Annotated in this window: 20 protein-coding genes; 7 read left to right on the top strand and 13 right to left on the bottom strand. The window is 42.3% G+C overall.

The window, feature by feature from the left end; translation table 11 throughout:
- Positions 1-84: 84 nt before the first annotated feature.
- The 3 genes from dld to yrfG all read right to left on the bottom strand — a co-directional run bounded on the left by dld (position 85) and on the right by yrfG (position 3,091).
- A complete protein-coding gene (dld, locus tag J3L16_RS14220; protein WP_207613667.1) occupies positions 85-1,785 on the bottom strand; it encodes a D-lactate dehydrogenase in 1,701 nt (566 codons plus the stop codon).
- An 80-nt stretch (positions 1,786-1,865) separates the two neighbouring features.
- The gene (gene yjjX, locus J3L16_RS14225) at positions 1,866-2,399 is read right to left on the bottom strand and encodes an inosine/xanthosine triphosphatase (protein ID WP_207613668.1); all 534 of its coding nucleotides are present in this window, start codon (positions 2,397-2,399) and stop codon (positions 1,866-1,868) included.
- Positions 2,399-3,091, bottom strand: coding sequence for a GMP/IMP nucleotidase (gene yrfG / locus J3L16_RS14230; RefSeq protein ID WP_207613724.1), 693 nt, complete (start codon positions 3,089-3,091; stop codon positions 2,399-2,401). Before yrfG ends, yjjX begins: the two co-directional genes overlap by 1 nt.
- Positions 3,092-3,159: 68 nt before the next feature.
- Here yrfG and nudE point away from each other — a divergent pair, with 68 nt between their 5' ends.
- A complete protein-coding gene (nudE, locus tag J3L16_RS14235; RefSeq protein WP_207613669.1) occupies positions 3,160-3,723 on the top strand; it encodes an ADP compounds hydrolase NudE in 564 nt (187 codons plus the stop codon).
- A 1-nt stretch (position 3,724) separates the two neighbouring features.
- Positions 3,725-4,567, top strand: a complete 843-nt coding sequence (gene cysQ / locus J3L16_RS14240) for a 3'(2'),5'-bisphosphate nucleotidase CysQ (RefSeq protein ID WP_207613670.1) — start codon at positions 3,725-3,727, stop codon at positions 4,565-4,567.
- A gap of 38 nt (positions 4,568-4,605) precedes the next feature.
- On the opposite strand, the gene J3L16_RS14245 is transcribed toward cysQ, so the two are convergent.
- From J3L16_RS14245 to J3L16_RS14260, 4 genes are read right to left on the bottom strand one after another with little or no spacing between them, the layout of a single operon-like run.
- Positions 4,606-4,809, bottom strand: coding sequence for a YheU family protein (locus tag J3L16_RS14245; protein ID WP_207613671.1), 204 nt, complete (start codon positions 4,807-4,809; stop codon positions 4,606-4,608).
- Positions 4,806-5,810 carry a hydrolase gene (locus J3L16_RS14250; RefSeq protein WP_207613672.1) on the bottom strand — a complete coding sequence of 335 codons (1,005 nt, stop codon included), beginning with the start codon at positions 5,808-5,810 and terminating at the stop codon, positions 4,806-4,808. Before J3L16_RS14250 ends, J3L16_RS14245 begins: the two co-directional genes overlap by 4 nt.
- 2 nt (positions 5,811-5,812) lie before the next feature.
- The gene (locus J3L16_RS14255) at positions 5,813-6,256 is read right to left on the bottom strand and encodes a TIGR02444 family protein (RefSeq protein WP_207613673.1); all 444 of its coding nucleotides are present in this window, start codon (positions 6,254-6,256) and stop codon (positions 5,813-5,815) included.
- A 1-nt stretch (position 6,257) separates the two neighbouring features.
- Entirely contained in the window at positions 6,258-8,174 is a 1,917-nt protein-coding gene (locus J3L16_RS14260; RefSeq protein WP_207613674.1) for an ATP-binding cassette domain-containing protein, read from the bottom strand.
- A gap of 142 nt (positions 8,175-8,316) precedes the next feature.
- Here J3L16_RS14260 and J3L16_RS14265 point away from each other — a divergent pair, with 142 nt between their 5' ends.
- The gene (locus J3L16_RS14265; protein ID WP_207613675.1) at positions 8,317-8,523 is read left to right on the top strand and encodes a YheV family putative zinc ribbon protein; all 207 of its coding nucleotides are present in this window, start codon (positions 8,317-8,319) and stop codon (positions 8,521-8,523) included.
- A 12-nt stretch (positions 8,524-8,535) separates the two neighbouring features.
- On the opposite strand, the gene J3L16_RS14270 is transcribed toward J3L16_RS14265, so the two are convergent.
- Both J3L16_RS14270 and J3L16_RS14275 read right to left on the bottom strand, forming a co-directional pair.
- Entirely contained in the window at positions 8,536-8,769 is a 234-nt protein-coding gene (locus J3L16_RS14270) for a SlyX family protein (protein ID WP_207613676.1), read from the bottom strand.
- Complete coding sequence (locus J3L16_RS14275) at positions 8,766-9,743, bottom strand: hypothetical protein (protein ID WP_347564686.1); 978 nt, start codon at positions 9,741-9,743, stop codon at positions 8,766-8,768. Before J3L16_RS14275 ends, J3L16_RS14270 begins: the two co-directional genes overlap by 4 nt.
- A gap of 119 nt (positions 9,744-9,862) precedes the next feature.
- Here J3L16_RS14275 and fkpA point away from each other — a divergent pair, with 119 nt between their 5' ends.
- The 3 genes from fkpA to J3L16_RS14290 all read left to right on the top strand — a co-directional run bounded on the left by fkpA (position 9,863) and on the right by J3L16_RS14290 (position 12,242).
- The gene (gene fkpA / locus J3L16_RS14280) at positions 9,863-10,624 is read left to right on the top strand and encodes an FKBP-type peptidyl-prolyl cis-trans isomerase (protein ID WP_207613678.1); all 762 of its coding nucleotides are present in this window, start codon (positions 9,863-9,865) and stop codon (positions 10,622-10,624) included.
- Positions 10,625-10,803: 179 nt separating this feature from the next.
- A complete protein-coding gene (locus J3L16_RS14285; RefSeq protein ID WP_207613679.1) occupies positions 10,804-11,517 on the top strand; it encodes an SGNH/GDSL hydrolase family protein in 714 nt (237 codons plus the stop codon).
- Complete coding sequence (locus tag J3L16_RS14290) at positions 11,514-12,242, top strand: sulfotransferase family 2 domain-containing protein (RefSeq protein WP_207613680.1); 729 nt, start codon at positions 11,514-11,516, stop codon at positions 12,240-12,242. Before J3L16_RS14285 ends, J3L16_RS14290 begins: the two co-directional genes overlap by 4 nt.
- A 21-nt stretch (positions 12,243-12,263) precedes the next feature.
- Here J3L16_RS14290 and greB read toward each other — a convergent pair whose 3' ends face one another.
- On the bottom strand, positions 12,264-12,797 hold the full coding sequence (gene greB, locus J3L16_RS14295) for a transcription elongation factor GreB (RefSeq protein ID WP_207613681.1): 534 nt from the start codon (positions 12,795-12,797) through the stop codon (positions 12,264-12,266).
- A 212-nt stretch (positions 12,798-13,009) separates the two neighbouring features.
- Here greB and J3L16_RS14300 point away from each other — a divergent pair, with 212 nt between their 5' ends.
- Entirely contained in the window at positions 13,010-15,316 is a 2,307-nt protein-coding gene (locus J3L16_RS14300; RefSeq protein WP_207613682.1) for a Tex family protein, read from the top strand.
- Here the strand turns inward: J3L16_RS14300 and J3L16_RS14305 are convergent.
- The 3 genes from J3L16_RS14305 to J3L16_RS14315 all read right to left on the bottom strand — a co-directional run bounded on the left by J3L16_RS14305 (position 15,313) and on the right by J3L16_RS14315 (position 18,379).
- Positions 15,313-16,197: a putative metalloprotease CJM1_0395 family protein gene (locus J3L16_RS14305; protein WP_207613683.1), complete on the bottom strand. Its 885-nt coding sequence runs from the start codon at positions 16,195-16,197 to the stop codon at positions 15,313-15,315. The genes J3L16_RS14300 and J3L16_RS14305 overlap by 4 nt on opposite strands.
- Positions 16,198-16,215: 18 nt before the next feature.
- A complete protein-coding gene (locus J3L16_RS14310; protein ID WP_207613684.1) occupies positions 16,216-16,542 on the bottom strand; it encodes a hypothetical protein in 327 nt (108 codons plus the stop codon).
- Positions 16,543-16,744: 202 nt separating this feature from the next.
- Complete coding sequence (locus tag J3L16_RS14315; protein WP_207613685.1) at positions 16,745-18,379, bottom strand: outer membrane protein assembly factor; 1,635 nt, start codon at positions 18,377-18,379, stop codon at positions 16,745-16,747.
- Between the last annotated feature and the right edge of the window lie 89 nt (positions 18,380-18,468).

Genomic DNA, 18,468 nt, shown 5'->3' on the forward strand with positions numbered 1-18,468 from the left:
TACTTGTACGAAAGCCACGCTCTAGTTTAGTGTAAACGAGAGCGTATTTACAAGTATTTAACAAAAGTGGGCAAGCAAAAGCGATTATTTCCAGTTTTTGTTTTTACTCGTACGGCCTATGCCTGGATTAAATGCATTGGTTGGGTCTAGCTTTTTGTAGAAGTTCTGTAAGGTTTCTTTTGCCGCGTACTCGTGGCCTACGTTGTGTTCTGCAGGATATTCAGCACTGCGGGCGTCGAAGGTATCTAAGATACGCTGCTTGAGTGCTTTCCCGTCGGTGCCTTTTTTCAATACATAGTTTTGGTGCATTACGTGGCAGAACAAATGGCCATAGTAGAACTTGTCTTCAATTTGCGATTCAATATCTGCCGGTAGTGTTTCAAACCAATCTGCATCGTTGCGACGAAGGGCTACATCTATGGTCATCATTCCGCCGACTTCATCGCCACGCATAGCGTGATAACGACCAATTGCCCCCCCTGCAGCAAAGCGGTGAAGAATGGCTTTATCACCTTCTTGCTTGGTACATTCGAAATAATCACCTTCGTTGTTTTTAAAGAAGTTCTCTAAGTACTCTTTGGCTTCGTCTACCCCGTGCCCGCTCATTTCCAGTATCCAGTGGTGAGCATATTTATCGCGGAAATTTTCCATTCGAGCTGGCAGGTGATTAGGCCACAAATAACTAGACCACTGCATAATGCGGTCAGCCATTTTTGATGGCAAAAACGAAAAGTTACCGGCAATACGGTCGACAACCCGTTTTAAACCAAATAATTTCGGTATGTATTTCGAGCCTAACTTTTCGATAACCACAAAGGTATCTTTTCCGTATTTTTTACTGACATCGTAGCAATCGCGATGTAAATATTCGCCAGACACCGGAAGAGATTTGAAGGTGGAAAGGACATCTCTGCGAATTTGTGTAAAAACCTTAGCGTCGTTTGAGCCGACGTAGAATACTTGCTGCTTATCAGGGATTGGGTAGGTATCTAAGCGCACTGCAAATACTGCGAGCTTTCCGGCACACCCTGATGACTCGTGTAAACGACGACCGTCGTTATTAAAGCGGGCCGGCGTGTCAGCGTCGATGTCGCGAACGCGAGCGTGGTATTCGTTGTCTGACGCGCGTTTTTCACTGCGCTGAATGTCTTCTGGAGTATAGCGTTTTTCTTGTAAATTGGTCAGGATTTCTTCTGGCGTATTACCCAGTTCAATATCCAAGTTATTCACTAAGCTTAGTTGACCATCATCATTAATTTGCGCGTAAAGCGATAGTTCAGTGTACGCTGGCCCACGCTGTACAAGAGCACCACCAGAGTTGTTACAAATACCGCCAACAATAGATGCGCCGATGCATGATGAGCCAATAACGGAATGTGGTTCACGGCCATACGGAGCAAGAGTGTCTTCTAAACCGAACAAGGTACTGCCGGGTAAACCGATAATCTGCTTGGCGTCATCGATAATTTGAATTTCACTGATCAGCATTGTATTGATAATGACAATGGGGCGGTCATAGTCGTTACCGTCAGGGGTTGAGCCTCCGGTAAGTCCTGTGTTTGCAGCTTGCATGATGACAATAACGCCTGCGTCTACACAAGCCTCAAGACTATGCCAAATTTGTAACAAGGTTTTAGGTTTAAGAACAGCAATTGCTTCGCCAGAACCGAATCGAAAGCCTTTACAGTACGGCTGCATTTTGGATTCGTCAGTGATGGTTTGAGATGGGCCTACAATAGCCCTAAGTGCATCTATGAAGTCGTGGGAAGCAGGTTGTGCAGACATAAAGAATAAACCTTGTTTTTATCAGCTAAAATCAAATGTTACATTATAACATAGTTGGGTGGTGCGAATAAAGCGAACTGCTAGTTGTAAAGCAGTTTATGGCGAAAGCGAGACAGGGCTAAAATGAGCCCATCTTCGTAAACACTTTGTCGTGTGGCTAAATGATTGGTAAGTAAACCAATGGCTCCGCCTTTTTGTTTTATATTGTCAGTATTAAAGGCTTCATCCATAACCGGGCCTAATTCTTGACCTTGGGTTAATTTTTCATAAAAAATGTGAGGAAGTGGCAAGTTTGCACTGCGCCCTACACTGCGATAGCCGTTGTGATCAATGACAAAATAGGCGAACGCGGCGGGCCCATCAATAAAGAGGTCCACTCCCCCTTCAATGGCAATACACCAATCAGTGGAGTGTATTGTGTCTATTTCTCGTAATCGTTCAACGCGGTTGAGTGCGCCTAGCCGTGTTTCCGCTTCTGTCATTGGTTGATCTGCAACCCCAGATGGAACGGTTACGCCTGTTGCTTCTATTGCGTCTAGACCTTCAATAGTGCGCAGAGCCTTGACTGATGCATTAATCTTTACAGGATTGAGAGAGCCAACGTATAAGGCCATTATTGTTTACCTTTTTGAACCGGTGTTGCGAGTATTTCGTTAGTAAAATCGCGATAGTCAGCTGTCGCAGGGAAGTCAGTTATAGTTCTGTCTTCTTTTTGGCTATCAGGGTTAATTATACTGAGTAAATGCTTTATGCCAAAGGTTTGTGCCGCGTTGAGAATAGGTAAATTATCATCGACGAATAGGGTTCTACTAGGGTTAAAAGACACTCGCTGGTGAAGCTGTTGCCACAAAGATTGATATTCCTTCGGTACACCAAACTCATGAGTGGATATCATTTGGCTGATGTGGTTACCTAATTCAGTGTTTTCTAGTTTTAACGCTAGCGCCTCTGGGTGAGCATTGGTAACAAGTACAACCTCTCTACCCGACACATTTAATGCATCTAAAAAGGGAATGGTATCGTCACGCATTCTAATTAAATGCTGATCCTCCCGCTTGGCAGCCATGATGTCTATATCTAATTGTTCCGCCCAGTAATCTAGGCAATACCAATCTATTGTACCCATCACTTTTTCGTAGCGAGCGAATAAGGCGGCTTTGCTTTGAGCTAGCGTTTGTCCCGAACGAGCGGCGAGCTTTTCAGGCAAGGTGTTCATCCAGAACACGTTGTCGTAGTGCAAATCTAATAAGGTGCCATCCATATCAAGCAAAACTGTGTCTATCTCGTTCCAAGGTAGAAAGGACAAGCGAACTCTCCAAAAATCTAGTAAGCTTTCATAAAGCATTGAATGAAAGCGCAAGTGTACGCAAGGCTATGTCAGAAATCGACCAAGAAAAAACACTACCCACTATCAACGACAGAAAAATTGTTGCGAAAAGCAAGCTGTTTAATGTCGAGCAAGTCGATCTCACCTTTAGTAATGGCGCGACCCGAGAGTTCGAACGAATGGCTGGATCTGGCCGAGGTGGAGTTATGGTTGTGCCTCTTACCGACGATGGGAATATGTTACTTATTCGCGAATATGCCGCGGGTACGCACAGTTATCAGCTGGGATTTCCTAAAGGGTTAATCGACCCAGGAGAGTCGCCAGAACAAGCAGGTAACAGAGAGCTCAAAGAAGAAGTGGGTTTCGGCGCAAATACCCTACATTACCTTCACAAAGTGAGTACAGCGCCGACGTTTTTTGATGCCCATATGCACATTCTTATCGGCCAAGACCTTTACCCGGAAACACTACCTGGTGATGAACCAGAACCTCTTGATGTGTTTAAGTGGCCTCTTAGTCGAGCCAGTGAGTTGTTAGCGAGAGACGATTTTATAGAAGCACGCTGTATTGTTGCTTTGCTTCTGACCCAAAAATGGATAGAGGAGCAATAAAATGAATGTTCAACATGATAATGCTCAAAATCAACCCCTTGAAGAGTTACTCGAATTAGCGAAAAATACCGCTGTTGAAGCTGGTAAAGCCGTCCTTGATATTTACGAAAAAGGTGAATACGACAGCTACGAAAAGGATGATGAATCTCCTGTTACGTCGGCCGATTACCTGGCGAACGATATTATTGTGAATGCGCTGCAAACCGCGACGCCCGATATTCCAATTATGTCTGAAGAGCGGGAAATAGAAAGCCTCGAAGAACGCAAGCATTGGCACCGTTACTGGCTTATTGATCCTATTGACGGTACTCAGGAATTCATTGCGCGAAGTGGTGATTTTGCTGTCAATATTGCGTTAATCGAAAACAACAAGCCTGTGATTGGCGTTATTTTTTGGCCGCCGGGGCAAACCTTATTTTATGCCTCTAAAGATCAAGGTGCGTTTAAAGAAAGTGCCCAAGAGCACAAACGCATGGAAGTGCGTCAATTAGACAGTCCGCTAGACAGCGTATTGATGATTGCCATAAGCCGTCGCCAGCCACGTGAAAAAATCATGTCTCGTATGAGCAGTGAACGCACATACCAAACCCTACCCTTGGGTAGTTGTTCGTTAAAAGCGTGCTTCATTGCTGATGGTCAAGCTGATGTGTTTATGCGCATGGGTGTTACTGGCGAGTGGGATACAGGTGCATGCCAGTGCATTGTGAGAGAAGCCGGTGGAGACATTCGCGATGTGAACTTTGACCCGCTTTCCTACAATCAACGAGAAGAAACAACCAATCCCGATTTCGTAGTACTAGGCGACCAGCGCGTACCTTGGGAGTCTATTATTCAGTATTATTAGCACTTGGTGTAAATAATACTATTGCGCCCTGACAGTCGTTAAGCAGGGCGTATATCTATACTTTCATACTCTTCAGAATACAAAAGTACAGCATCTCCATTTTTTAGTTGTGCGATGACTGATTCCACTTTTTGCTTTAAGTCGTGATCATAATCACCATAGTCTGTACCTTCTCTTAATACAAAGCTCTCGACTATGTTATTCAAGGTCTCTGGCGCAATATCTGCTATGGGAATAATCATTCTTTAATAACCTGCTGAGTGAAAAATTGTGCAACGCGTTGATGTAGCCATATGGATGGGCGCCAAGGTGTACCTTGTAAAAAACCCACATGGCCCCCATTTTCGCTCAGCTCTACGGAAACATGATCAGATAAGTCTTCGTTTTTTGGGATCACCTTCTCGTTCATAAAGGGGTCGTCTTTCGCGTGTAAGATTAACGTTGGGCACTGAATGGTTTTGAGAAACTGAAAGCCACTGCATTTTTGATAGTAATCATCAGCACTATCAAAACCGTGTAATGGTGCGGTAATAGCGTCATCAAAGGCTTTGAAATTAGTAATGGAATCTACTTCATTTGCCCTAAGCGCAATGGCGTTAGAGTAATCAAGAATAGCCATCTTTTTCTTCAGGTTACGCTTCATATTCTTTAATAAGTGCTTTTGATAAACCTTAGAAAACCCCTGATTCATGGTCATTGAACATTCGTCTAATTTTAACGGTGACGATATGGCGATGGCGGCTTTTAGCCCGTGCTCATAAGGTGTTTCACCTAGTAGCTTTAATAACATGTTTCCACCTAAGGAAACACCCACTGCGCATTTAGGTGTACTTGGATAGTCTTGTTGTAGCTTTGCTAAAAAATACAGGGCATCGGCTGTATCGCCTGAATGGTAGGCTCGTGTGGTTGCGTTTGGTTTTCCTGAGCAGCCTCGAAAGTGCATCATCACCGTTTGCCAACCGTTTTCAGTCAAACTAGCCATTAAATCATTGGCATAGTGTGAACGCACGCAGCCTTCTAGACCATGAAACAGAATAACCAAGCCTTTCGATTCCGCTGGAATAGGTCCCCAGGCTAAGTCAGTAAAATCACCATCTGGTAGAGAGAGCTTTTCCCATTTTATTGACAATGCTTTTCGTTTTTGAAAAAAGCGAGGAAATATGGTTTGTACATGCCGATTTTTGGCCCATTTCGGAGCTTGAAAACTGCTTGTAATGACTCGACCCATAGTGTTTTTTTGCATAATTAGTTAATAGCTAAACGTATTGGTGAAATGGCATTGTTTACCGTATGTTGAGACAAAGAGTAGTAATCAATAAAGCTATCAATGGGGTTACTCTTGTCGTCTGCTTCTAGGCAGCCTTGATGATAGGCGTTTGAGATAAGAGACTGTTGTTCTTTTTCCATCACAAGTTCTTCTTTTTTAAATGTTTCGTATATAGAAGAATGCTTATTCTGAATTCTTTTGGCTCTGTGGGCCTTTATTTTTAGGTCGTGATCTCTTATTTCATTTGCGATAGTCGTTAACGCCTGAACACTTAAAGACCGTTTTAAACTGTGTAACCAACAGCAGAATAACAACAGATTCACGTTACATCCGTGGTTATCTTGCAGATATAAACAATGTTCAGATACCTGAGGCTGGGAATAAACTTGAAGGCTAAAAGACCAAAACCCGTCGCTACACATGTTACATTGCTTCAGATTCTAGAGAATCTAGGGCTTCTTGTGCGTCTAACCAAGCCATTTCCGCTTCTTGCAAGCGACTACTAAGATCCCCTTGTTGTTTTAATAGCTTTGTTAACGTCTCTTTGTTTTCTTTTTCATACACATCACTTTCGGCAAGCTGGGCTTCTACTAATTCCATGTCTGCTGACAAAGCCGTCATACTTGTTTCTGCCTTTTTAAGTGCATTTTTAAAGGGCTGTAACTTCTTACGCAGTTCAGCTTGTAAGCGTTTCTCTGTTTTTCTATCGGTTTTTTCCACAGAAGGTGATGCGCTGGCATTGGCTGATGTGTTTTCGTCAACGTCTTGTGTGTTAGCGGATAAAATCCATTGTTTATAGTCGTCTAAATCGCCGCTAAAGGGCTGTACTTTTTTGTTGTCAACGAGGTAAAAATCTTCGCACACGGCACCAAGTAAAAAACGATCATGGGAAACTAAAACCATAGCACCTTCAAAGTTTTGAAGGGCAAGGGTGAGGGCGTGGCGCATATCTAAATCTAGGTGGTTAGTTGGTTCATCTAACAACAATAAGTTTGGCTTTTGATACACCAAAATGGCGAGTACTAAGCGGGCTTTTTCACCACCAGACATAGGTGCCACAGGAGAAAGCGCGTTATCGCCATTAAAGTTAAACCCACCTAGAAAGTCCCGCAAAGTTTGTTCAGAGGCTTTTTTGTCTAGACGTTGTAAGTGTTCAAGAGCACTGGATTCGGGGTCTAGAGTTTCTAACTGATGTTGAGCGAAGTAGCCAATCTGGCAGCCTTTGTACAGGTTGAAGTCGCCTTGCATGGGCGTTAATTCAGATGCGAGTAATTTTATTAATGTTGATTTCCCTTGGCCATTTCTGCCCAATAACCCTATGCGTGATCCGGGTACTAGGTTTAACTTTACCTGTTCCAACACGGTTTTATCACCATAACCGAGTTCAATATGTTCCATACTGACTAAGGGACTAGGCAAAGACACTGAATCTAAGAAAGAGAAATGGAATTGAGAATCCTGATGGGCGGGCATCAGCGTTTCCATTTTTTCTAATTGTTTAATTCGACTTTGGGCTTGTTTGGCTTTACTTGCTTTCGCTTTAAAGCGAGTAATAAAGGATTGTAAATGAGCGACTTTTTGTTGTTGCTTGCCAAATTCAATATTTTGCAACCGCGCACGTTCTGCCCGTTGGGTTTCGAAGCTTGAATAGTTACCTGTATAAGTCACCAATGTTTGCTGTTCAACACTTAAAATTTGATTAACGGTTTGGTCTATAAAGGCTTTGTCATGGGAAATTAAAAGCAGTGTGCCTGTGTATTGTTGCAACCACTTTTCTAGCCATATAACGGCATCGAGGTCTAAATGGTTAGTGGGTTCGTCGAGCAATAATAAATCGCTAGGGCAAAGCAGTGCTTGCGCCAAATTAAGGCGCATTCGCCATCCACCTGAAAAATCCGAGACAGGCGCGCGAAGCTGAGACTGAGAAAACCCTAAACCCGATAATATTGTGGCGGCTCTTGGCTCTATATCATAGGCGCCAGATTCGGCTAATTTTGCATGTAGAGCGCCTATCTTAACACCATCATCCTTGCTTTCTGCTAAGGCTAATTCTTTTTGTAACTGGCGCAAATGGGTATCGCCATCGATAACGTAATCAATAGCCGAACGACTGGATGCGGGAGTTTCTTGTGCAACACTGACAACTTTCCACTGTGTAGGCAGTTGCAGATCACCTTCATCTATATCTAGTTCTTTGCGTAAAAGCGCAAACAAGCTGGACTTACCGCAGCCATTGCGACCAATTAATCCAACGCGGTGGCCCGGGTAAATAGTTGCATTTGCATCTTTTAATAAATGTTTGGTGCCGCGTCTAAGCGAAAGGGATTGAAGTTGGATCATGGTGTTCGATATAGGTCGCTAGAATAGTTAAGGCCAACAGAGTGTACCAAAAACCAGTGATCACCCAAACCGTTTCATGGGTATAATACCCAGGTATATTCAAATTCGCCGTATAATCGGTAAAAAGTAATGAGTGAAATTTATGAGTAAGCGTCAGCGCAAACGTTTTATTGCAGGTGCCCGTTGCCCTAAGTGCAAATCTTTAGACACGATAATGCTGTATTTTGAAAACAATATCGAAAAGATAAAATGCACGGAATGTGACTATGCTGAGTCTCAAGCTGAACCCAAAGTGCAAGATGTCGCCCGTAAAAACGAAAATGTCATTGGTGTGTTTAAACCTGACTAACTTGCTATAGAGTTAGTAATGAGGTGGTGGAGCTTCTTCACTAGGCTTCGCTATATCTGAGGGTTCAAAACCTTTCACTCGCTCAACAACATGATTAAGTGTAAACCTGAGCTGTTCAATGTCTTTTTGTTGACGCGCAATTTCTTCGTTCAAAGACTCAATAGTGTGTTCTTGATACGCGACTTTAATCTCTAGTTGTTCAACGGCTTGGTGTAGCTCGGCTGACGGTGAATTTTTTGTTTTCATTGTTGGGGTATACTCCAAGTTGCGGTGTAGCCTGAACTGCTCGATGACAACACAGAGCCGTCTTTAGAAAAACCAACACCGTATACAACTGCAGTAGGAGGTGAGCTTGACTCCCTAGGGGCAACTCTCCATTCAGCAACCATTGTACCATCCTTCACACGCCAAAGGTTCATTCTTCTTGCCGGCGAACCAGTGATAAGGTATTCGCCATCCTCTGAAAATACCGCATCGGTGAATATTTTTTGTCGAGCTGTGTATTGTAGTGTGCTGACAGGTTCGCCCGTTTGCACATTCCAAATTTGCGACTGGCGTATACTGTCAGCAGTAAATACGTATCGGCCTAAATCGTCAATGGCTACTTTGGTTACCCGCGTGTTGTGTTCAAACCGGTGAATAATTTGGCCTGTTTTTGTGTCCCAAAGCAAACCAACATAATCGTTGCCACCGCTTAATGCATAGCGCCCATTAGGTGAGATATCAATACTGTTAATTTTCTCTGTATGGCCCAAAAACTCTAATCGTCTACCCGATCTTGGTTCAAAATACATTATTGTGCCATTACTACGGCCCACTAATACGGCTTTGCCATTATTGGAAACAGCAACGTCTCTTATGGATGATTCGTCAATGCGCCAAAAACCTTCAGGCTCTCCAGACTCTAGGCTCCAAAGCGCAAAGGCTTCTCGGTCGGAAGTAATAACATAGCGTTCGTCTGCTGAAATATGAACATTGGTAACGCTATTGCTGTTATCTCCTTCTTGATGTTGCCAGCTGAACATTAGAGCCTTGGCCCCTATTCGCCAAACATCAATACCATTATTGACACCACTCATTACAACAATATTGCCCTTTGGGCTAATATCCGCTGCATATGCGCCTTCATCTACATGGCGAACGCGATCTATGGGTTGAGTTTCAGGTATAGAGCACCCATTAAGAATTATGACCAGCGATAGTGCCAGCGAGTATGAAATAAATTGTAGTATTCGTTTGAACGACAAACATCGCGTATTCATGAGATTTATGTTTAGATTATTAACCGCTATTAATACCATAGCACGGAATGATCTAATCACTAACTGGGAGATTTTAAATGCGTAAAACACTAATTGCTGCTTCAGCTGTTGCTGCACTTGGCCTTATGGGGTGTCAAAAAGACTCGCCTTCAACTGAATCTGCAGCAAGTACTGTTGATATCGAGACATTAACTGAAACTCAGAAGCAAGATTACGCTATGGGTGCAAGCATGGCTGTGTTTGTAAATAGCCGTAAAGATGAAATGACTCGCTTAGGTGGCGAATTAGACAAAGACGTTGTTGTACAAGGTTTTGTTGATGCGTTAGCTGAAAAATCAGTATTGACCAATGATCAAATTAGAGAGTTTGCGCAAGCTGGCGAACAAGCTATGCGTGATCTTGTTGAACAAGAAGCGGCTAAAGCAGCGGAAAACAACATTGCAGCTGGATTGGCATTCTTAGAAGAGAATGGCAAAAAAGAAGGTGTTGTAACGACTGAATCCGGCCTTCAATACGAAGTACTTGAAGAAGGTGAAGGAGCTTCACCGATTGCCACTGATTCAGTGACAGTGCACTACAGAGGCACATTGCTTGATGGCACTGAGTTTGATTCATCATACAGCCGTGGTGAACCAGCAACCTTCCCATTGAACCGCGTTATTCAGGGTTGGACTGAAGGGGTTCAATTGATGAAAGAAGGCGGAAAGTACCGTTTTTATATCCCATCAGAATTGGCTTATGGTCAGCGTGCTACTGGCAGCATTACACCAAACTCAACATTGCTTTTTGATGTTGAATTACTTGCTGTAATTAAACCTGACGTTCCTGCTGAAGAATAAAAAGCTTTTTTCGTATCAAGTTAGCTAGCTTCTTGCTAGTTAACTTGATATTTGCTGTTCATTTCTCACTTCACAATTACACCTTCAACATAGACGGAAATTGCACAATAGCAGTTGAATACCTTTGGTGAATGCTTTACCTTGCGTGTTCTCTCATTTTCATTGCGATGAGTCTATTTATGAAAGGTTTATTGAAGCTGAGTAAGCACCTTTTTAAAGCAAAAAAAAAGCTATTAGTCATGGGTGACTCCCATGTTAGCGTTTTTAATCATAAAATTTTAAAAAAAGCGTTGAACGACTATAAGTTGACTGCTTTGCCTGTGGGTGGTGCTACAGTTTCAGGATTAGAAAACCCCAATTCAAAAACCCAAGCTCTGCCTTTGTTTATGGCGGAATTTGAAAAAATAGAACCCGATATTACTATTTTGCAGCTAGGTGAAGTGGATACGGGGTTTGTTATTTGGTATCGCGCTGAAAAGTACAAGGTACCTGTAGTGGAGATGATGGATAAGGCAATCTCAAACTACAAAAAACTCATTGTTGAGCTGTCTCAAAAAAGTCAGATCGTTTGTATTAGTACGCCTTTGCCGACGATTAAAGACGATCAAACTTGGGGTGAAATAGCGAATGCTCGAAAAGACATTACAGCAACGCAAAAAGAGCGCACTGATTTAACTATAGCGTTTAATAAAGCCATTGAAAAAATTTGTGCAGACGAAGAAGTTCAGTACATTAATTTAGACGTTGAATCTCTTGGCGACAATGGGGTAGTAGCCGATTATTTACTGAACTCAGACTTGCTAGATCATCACTATGCACAAGATGTTTATGCCACTATGTTGGCTAATAAATTGAATGAAACAATGCTCAACCTGGAAAAGGAAGTTGAATGAAAGAGCAACTGATTAAATTATTGCCAACACGTATTTATTTAGAACTAAAGTGGCTCGATTATAAATTAAGGCGTAAAGACGATTTTAGTGCTACTCAGCTATTGAGAAAGAAAGAGACTGAGTCTGAAGGTTCCTATAAACCGTTTGATGATAAAAAAGCAATCTTTGTACACATTCCAAAGTGTGCGGGTATTTCGGTTAACAAAGCATTATTTGGTAATTTAGCGGGTGGCCATACTACGTTAGAGCAATACTTAACTGTTTATGAACCTAAAGCAATTCAGAATTATTTTAAATTTACTATTGTTAGAAACCCTTGGGATCGAGTGGTTTCCGCCTATTTTTTCCTTCAGCAAGGAGGAATGAATAAATGGGACAAGGAATTCTACGAAAAAGAGCTGGCACAGTATGAAAGTTTTGATGATTTCGTAAAAAATTGGTTGAGTAACCCAAAAAACTTGTACAAGCATCATCACTTTAAGCCACAAACTCACTACATTTTGGACAAGTACAATAAAGTGAAAATAGACTTTATTGGTTATTTAGAGCGCATTGACGAGGATTTTAAATTTCTTTGTGACAAATTAAATGTCGATGCAGAATTACCTGTGAACAATAGAAGTAAACGCAAAGATTATTGCGCTTACTACAACGAAGAAACCCAGGCTGTGGTTGCGAAAATGTATCAAAAAGACATTGAGTATTTAGGGTATGACTTTAAATAGTCTTTTCTATTAAATATTGTTTTAAAGAGGCTCGTTTTTAAGGGACGTGTTTTTAAGAGAGCCGCTTTCAAAAGCACTTTTATATTCAATATTGGAAATAACCCAGTGTTTTTCTCCTGCTGGGGTTTTTACGGTACAGACATCGTCTATGCTTTTCCCAATTAACGCTCTCGCCATAGGCGAATCTATTGAGATACAAGCAGTAGAATCGCCATAAATTTCTTCTGGGCCTACAATCCTAAAGCGATTTATTTCGTCAGGGTTATCTTCGTTTTCTATTTCAACCCATGCGCCAAAGAACACCTTGCCATTTTGTTCGGGAGAGTGATAAATCACCTTTAGATCTGGCAGTAGCTTTCGCAAAAAACGCACGCGCCTATCGATTTGTCTTAATATGCGTTTGTTGAAGGTATAATCTGCATTTTCTGAACGGTCGCCAAGACTCGCTGCCCAAGTCACAATTTTAGTTATTTCTGGGCGCTTTTCGTACCACAAATGGTCGTGTTCGTCTTTTAACTTCTTATAGCCTTCTGGCGTTACTAGCTTAGTCTTCAATCACTTTCCTAAACAAGGGATGTTGGTGAGTTAACGTCATTGTATCAACTGAGTTTATTTATGGTACTTCAATTATTCTTTGGCTTATTCGGTGTTATACTGGCGATGTCGCAATAAGGAAAAGAGTATGGCTTATTGCACAAATACATTATGACGATGAATTTAATTATTCACTTGTTCACTCTTTCAAATTTCATTTCAGTAAAACAATCATGACAATAAACACTATTTTGGCTCAGGAACTTCAAGTAAAACCCGAGCAAATCCAAGCCGCAGTTAACTTACTCGATGATGGTTCTACCGTGCCATTTATTGCTCGATACAGAAAAGAGATAACACAAGGTTTAGACGACGCACAATTGCGCCTTCTTGAGCAGCGATTGGGTTATTTGCGAGATTTGAATGACCGCAGAGAAGTGATAATTAAAAGCATAGATGAACAAGGAAAACTAACTGATACATTGCGTAAGTCTATCCTCAGTGCAGATAGCAAAACCACGCTAGAAGATTTGTATCTGCCTTATAAACCCAAGCGCAGAACGAAAGGCCAAATAGCCATTGAAGCAGGGTTAGAGCCGTTAGCTGATACTCTTTTTAACGACCCAACGCTGGATCCAGAATCTCAAGCTAGTGAATATATAAGTAGTGAAAAAGGCATAGCGGACACCAAAGCAGCACTAGACGGTGCGCGTTTTATTTTAATGGAGCGCTTTGCTGAAGATGCTTCACTATTGGCAAAAGTGAGACGTTATTTAAAAACTAATGCTCATATTGCAAGTCGAGTGAGCAAAGGCAAAGAACAAGACGCGGCTAAGTTTAAAGACTATTTTGAACATTCAGAAAAGCTAAGTAACACTCCTTCTCATCGAGCATTAGCCATGTTCAGAGGAAGAAATGAAGGTGTATTGAATATCCAGCTTGATACCACTCCCGGACAAGAGTCGGCGTTGTCTCCTTGTGAAGACATTATCAGTGAACACGTAGGAATTCGTTCTTTGGGCCGTAAAGCCGATAAATGGCTGCAACAAGTTGTTCATTGGACGTGGAAGGCAAAGTTGTCTTTGCATATGGAAACTGAGTTGTTTGGCGCTTTAAAAGAAAAAGCGGAAGAGGAAGCCATTCAGGTTTTTGCTAAGAATTTAAATGACTTGTTGATGGCTGCACCTGCCGGCGCCAAGGTTACTATGGGGCTGGATCCTGGTTTACGCACAGGGGTAAAAGTCGCCATTGTTGATAACACGGGCAAGGTAGCGGGCAAGGCAACTATTTTCCCTCATGTACCGCAAAACCAGTGGGACAAATCACTGCGTACCTTGGCGAATTTGTGCAAACAACACAAGGTGTCATTAATCAGTATCGGTAATGGTACTGGCTCTCGTGAAACCGATAAACTGGTTGCCGAAATGATGCAAGCTAACCCTGATTTAGGGGTGCAAAAAATCATGGTTAGTGAAGCTGGCGCTTCGGTGTATTCAGCGTCTCAGTTGGCTTCAGATGAACTACCTGATCTTGATGTTTCTATACGAGGTGCTGTGTCTATTGCACGGAGACTACAAGACCCATTGGCGGAGCTAGTAAAAATAGAAGCTAAAGCTATTGGCGTTGGCCAATACCAGCATGATGTAAATCAAAGCCAGTTGGGACGCAGCCTCGACAAGGTCATTGAAGACTGTGTTAACGCGGTGGGCGTTGATTTGAATATGGCTTCTCCTTCGCTATTGAGTTATGTGTCTGGATTGAACAAAACACTTGCACAAAATATCGTTAAATATCGCGATGAAAATGGGGTGTTCGATTCCAGAAAAACGCTATTAAAAGTGGCTCGCCTTGGACCTAAAGCCTTTGAGCAAGCCGCTGGATTCCTAAGAATTGTGAACGGTAAAAACCCCCTTGATGCCTCGTCAGTGCACCCAGAAGCTTACCCAGTAGTGGACAAAATCGTCAGTCGTTCAGATGTGGCGGTCAATGATTTAATTGGCAACACTGAATTGTTAAAACAGCTTAGCCCTGATGATTTTACCGATGGCACATTTGGTTTGCCGACAGTGAAAGATATTATTTCTGAATTGGATAAACCCGGTCGCGATCCTCGACCAGAGTTTAAAACTGCCACGTTTAAAGACGGCGTGAATACCGTGGCTGATTTAAAGCCCGGTATGATTTTAGAAGGAGTAGTCAGTAACGTTGCTAACTTTGGTGCTTTTGTTGATGTGGGTGTACATCAAGATGGTTTAGTGCATATTTCTGCGCTGACGAATAAGTTTATAAAAGACCCTAGAGACGTGGTTAAAACAGGCGACATTGTTAAGGTTAAGGTACTAGAAGTTGATGTTGATCGTAAACGCATCTCTTTTACCATGCGTTTAGATGAAAAGCAGACCCAGCAACGTCCGGCGCAACAGCGAGATAACCATAAACCGAAAGGTAAGCCAGCGCCTAGGGCAAGCAAGCCTCAACCGCAAAATGGAGCTATGGGGAATGCCTTTGCTGATGCCTTTGCGAAAGCGAAGAAAAACTAAGCGCGTTCGAAGATAATACCATCTTGGGGATTAACCGCGCGTTCGTAAAATTGTGAAATAACGCGATTTATGCTGGAAAATGAAGCTTGATTGGTTTCGTCGTCGTCTTCTTCTAATGTGATCGAGTCGAGAGAGCGAGTTGGGGTGGACACATCGGCTTGGTTAACAATATCGTCCAGTGATGGTGTAGCGATGGTACTTGCATCTTGAGTGTCTTCCGAAGAGGCTTCCTCTTCGTTTGCTTCTCTGACAATTTCAGCTTGTGCTTCAATGACGCCTCTTGCCGCTTCTGCAGCTACCCGTAAATCCTGTGCTGATGGTTCTGCTGGGGCTAATGCTGCGGCGCGCACTTGCTGGAGTTTTCTTACTGTTTCTTCAGGCGTACCTGCTTCTGATATATCAATAGACACCTCTCCGGCAACGGCATAACGTTGTCCATCAGGGCCGGTTTCAAATTCATAGGTAGGCGTCCCCGCATATTGACCACCTACTGCTGCATGGGCTTGTTCATGAGCACGGACTTCTTGGTCTCTAGTTTGCAACTCTCTTATTTCGGCTTGCTCTCGCTGTTCTTGTTGCGCGTCTTCTCTTCCTGCACTTTCATCTTGGCCATTGTCTTGCTGGTTGGCTTCAGTTTCTTCACCTTGTTCTAAAGGCGCGGCTTGTATTTCAGGACGATCGTAAGTGGGGTTGCTGATTAAACCTGCCGATTGGCGAGCTCTATCGCCTTCTGAACCTAGGCCTTGTTCTGCGCTTCCACCCTCTCCTCTCGTTGGTTGGGGAATGGTTTCGCGTAATATATTGTCTCTTCTAACGGCTTCCGTATTTGGATTAGCCGTATTGATAATTGGGCTAATAGCGAAAGGAGTGACAATGTTCATGGCAAATAAACGGCGCGACTAGGCAAAGATATCAATTATACGGCCGACGGTTTCATCGGCAACGTCGATAACTTCTGCGGCGGCTTGTGCGTTCAGCGCATTGACTTGTAGCGAAATAAGATCGCTGGTGAGACTTCCTTCTGCTTGGGGAATAAGCTGGCGGGTAGTTTCTAAACCTTGAACGGCGGCATTTTCTAATACACCATTCACACCTTCGGTTTCTAAGGTATTTTGTGCTGTTCTTTGAGCAATAGACAGCGAAGCAGAAGCAATACCATTAGATGCATTTTGTAGGCCTTGTAGGCCAGAAGCTAAAATTGAATTTGTGTTAATTGAAACTGTCATACATCACCTCTATTGCATAATTATCGTACAAAATTGGTGATTTTGCTAGGGTATTAATGAAATTGATTCAGACAAAAAAAAGCAGGCCTAAGGAGGCCTGCAAAAAACATCATAGTGAGAGACACGTGGAGACTGTGTCTAGTTGTATAATTGCACAGTAATTTATCTTATGCAAATGATAATTGTTATTATTTACATAAAATTAAAAAGAACGTCTAAGCTGGGCGCTCCAAGCTAGGGTATCAACGCCTTCTCCGTTTGTTAGAGGAAAAGTAAGATCCACATGTATTACCCCAGTGTTAGTGGCTTTGTTAGAATAAAATCGTGCGCCTAAACCAATACTACCTAGCACACCATCATCTTCATTAAATGCTGATAGTTCGCCTTGATAAGCACGGCCAGCGTCAATAAAAGTAGCAAATCCAAGCTCAAAAAATTGGTAGATATTGTAATTAGTGTAAAAGCGAGCTTCCGCACTTGCTGATATTCTGTGGTCGCCATGTTGGTATTGGAGCGGGTAGCCTCGTACACCATTGTCGTCGTCAATAACAAGCGGTCGGTCGATAAATTGGCCTGTTGAAAAGTCTGCAGATACTCTCCCGTAGTATCCTAAAGCTCTGTTTTTCCGGTAGAAAATTTCAACTTTGTTGGATGAGCGAATAAAATCTTTGGCGCTAGTATTTAAAATTGCATTAAATCGAGAATCTAACAACAGTAACCAGTTTTCTATTTTGAAAGCCCGGTTTGCGCTGGCATTAATGTGGTACCCGAGATCACTATTTTCTCTTACATCGTTAGTTTCTAGGCCCAGCTGAACCCTATATCGCCAGCCTAAATTAATATCTTCAGGTTGTTTAATTAAGTGAACATCGTGCATTACCACTATATTCCGTTGAAGGTATTCGTAGGATACCCATGGATAACGGTAGTTCCTGTTCTCCGGCAAAAATAAAGGGTTAAAACTAGGGCTAGTTTCATCAAATTCGAATTCGGTATTGGAAGAGTCGAAACCAACTGTAAGTCTTGATGAATTGAGTTCATTTGAGTGTAAGCGCCAACCATATGCCCCGCGAAAAAATCGAGTTCGGGTATTTAGGCTATTGCGGGTTTTATCATTCTGAAAAATATCTTGGGTTCTTTCATCGCTATTTACTTGCAAGAATTGCCTTGTGTTTGTTCCTAAATGATAAAAAGGTTTATCGAAAGTAAATCGATACTGGTTTCCATCATCGTTATTAGCAAGGGTTAATCGCACATTGGCGTGTCGAATCCAATGAACGGCAGATGAAAAAGAGACTTGGTAGCCACTGCGCTGTTCATCTTGTGTATAACGAACGCGAGCGCCTATACCTAACCCAAGAAAATTAGCGTCACTTACGCCTATAAGGCTGCTGGTTCTTCCCCCTGTTCTACTAAGTGAAAATGCAGGAAATAAGGTCCAATTATCTTGAGTCTCAACCTTAATTTCATTAGGTTCTTTCGCGTTACATATACCCAATACAGTGATAGCTGCATTTGCAATATAACTTTGGCCTCGCAACAGAGCTTCAGCTTCGCCTAAATCAGATAAATTGACGCTGTCACCTTGTTGAAAAGGTAGCCTCTCTGCTATGACAAATTCACGGGTGTTTATGTGTAATTTATTTGCCCAGCGGTGGATATTTAGCGTATTTTTGGCTGTTTCATCAAATATAGTTTGTGCTTTTATATCAATCTTATCTACATGAAATGATTCTAAATTTGAGGGCTTACAATCGTTTTTTAACTGCGTTTCTCCATGAGCGTAATTGGATAAAAAGAGTACTAGGCTCAAGCGAACAACGTGCTGAATATGCATGTACCACTCGCTATAACGATAACTTTAAGTGTCTATTTAATACTTTAGAACACATTAGCTTAATGGCAACTTATAAACAGGATTAAAAC

The sequence above is a fragment of the Alteromonas sp. 5E99-2 genome (assembly GCF_017368475.1).
GTDB lineage: Bacteria > Pseudomonadota > Gammaproteobacteria > Enterobacterales > Alteromonadaceae > Alteromonas_F.

Coding starts and splice junctions, on each gene's coding strand:
- dld (WP_207613667.1), bottom strand. CDS start 1,785: ATGTCTGCACAACCTGCTTCCCACGACTTCATAGATGCACTTAGGGCT.
- yjjX (WP_207613668.1), bottom strand. CDS start 2,399: ATGGCCTTATACGTTGGCTCTCTCAATCCTGTAAAGATTAATGCATCA.
- nudE (WP_207613669.1), top strand. CDS start 3,160: ATGTCAGAAATCGACCAAGAAAAAACACTACCCACTATCAACGACAGA.
- cysQ (WP_207613670.1), top strand. CDS start 3,725: ATGAATGTTCAACATGATAATGCTCAAAATCAACCCCTTGAAGAGTTA.
- J3L16_RS14245 (WP_207613671.1), bottom strand. CDS start 4,809: ATGATTATTCCCATAGCAGATATTGCGCCAGAGACCTTGAATAACATA.
- J3L16_RS14250 (WP_207613672.1), bottom strand. CDS start 5,810: ATGCAAAAAAACACTATGGGTCGAGTCATTACAAGCAGTTTTCAAGCT.
- J3L16_RS14255 (WP_207613673.1), bottom strand. CDS start 6,256: ATGTGTAGCGACGGGTTTTGGTCTTTTAGCCTTCAAGTTTATTCCCAG.
- J3L16_RS14260 (WP_207613674.1), bottom strand. CDS start 8,174: ATGATCCAACTTCAATCCCTTTCGCTTAGACGCGGCACCAAACATTTA.
- J3L16_RS14265 (WP_207613675.1), top strand. CDS start 8,317: ATGAGTAAGCGTCAGCGCAAACGTTTTATTGCAGGTGCCCGTTGCCCT.
- J3L16_RS14270 (WP_207613676.1), bottom strand. CDS start 8,769: ATGAAAACAAAAAATTCACCGTCAGCCGAGCTACACCAAGCCGTTGAA.
- fkpA (WP_207613678.1), top strand. CDS start 9,863: ATGCGTAAAACACTAATTGCTGCTTCAGCTGTTGCTGCACTTGGCCTT.
- J3L16_RS14285 (WP_207613679.1), top strand. CDS start 10,804: ATGAAAGGTTTATTGAAGCTGAGTAAGCACCTTTTTAAAGCAAAAAAA.
- J3L16_RS14290 (WP_207613680.1), top strand. CDS start 11,514: ATGAAAGAGCAACTGATTAAATTATTGCCAACACGTATTTATTTAGAA.
- J3L16_RS14300 (WP_207613682.1), top strand. CDS start 13,010: ATGACAATAAACACTATTTTGGCTCAGGAACTTCAAGTAAAACCCGAG.
- J3L16_RS14305 (WP_207613683.1), bottom strand. CDS start 16,197: ATGAACATTGTCACTCCTTTCGCTATTAGCCCAATTATCAATACGGCT.
- J3L16_RS14310 (WP_207613684.1), bottom strand. CDS start 16,542: ATGACAGTTTCAATTAACACAAATTCAATTTTAGCTTCTGGCCTACAA.
- J3L16_RS14315 (WP_207613685.1), bottom strand. CDS start 18,379: ATGCATATTCAGCACGTTGTTCGCTTGAGCCTAGTACTCTTTTTATCC.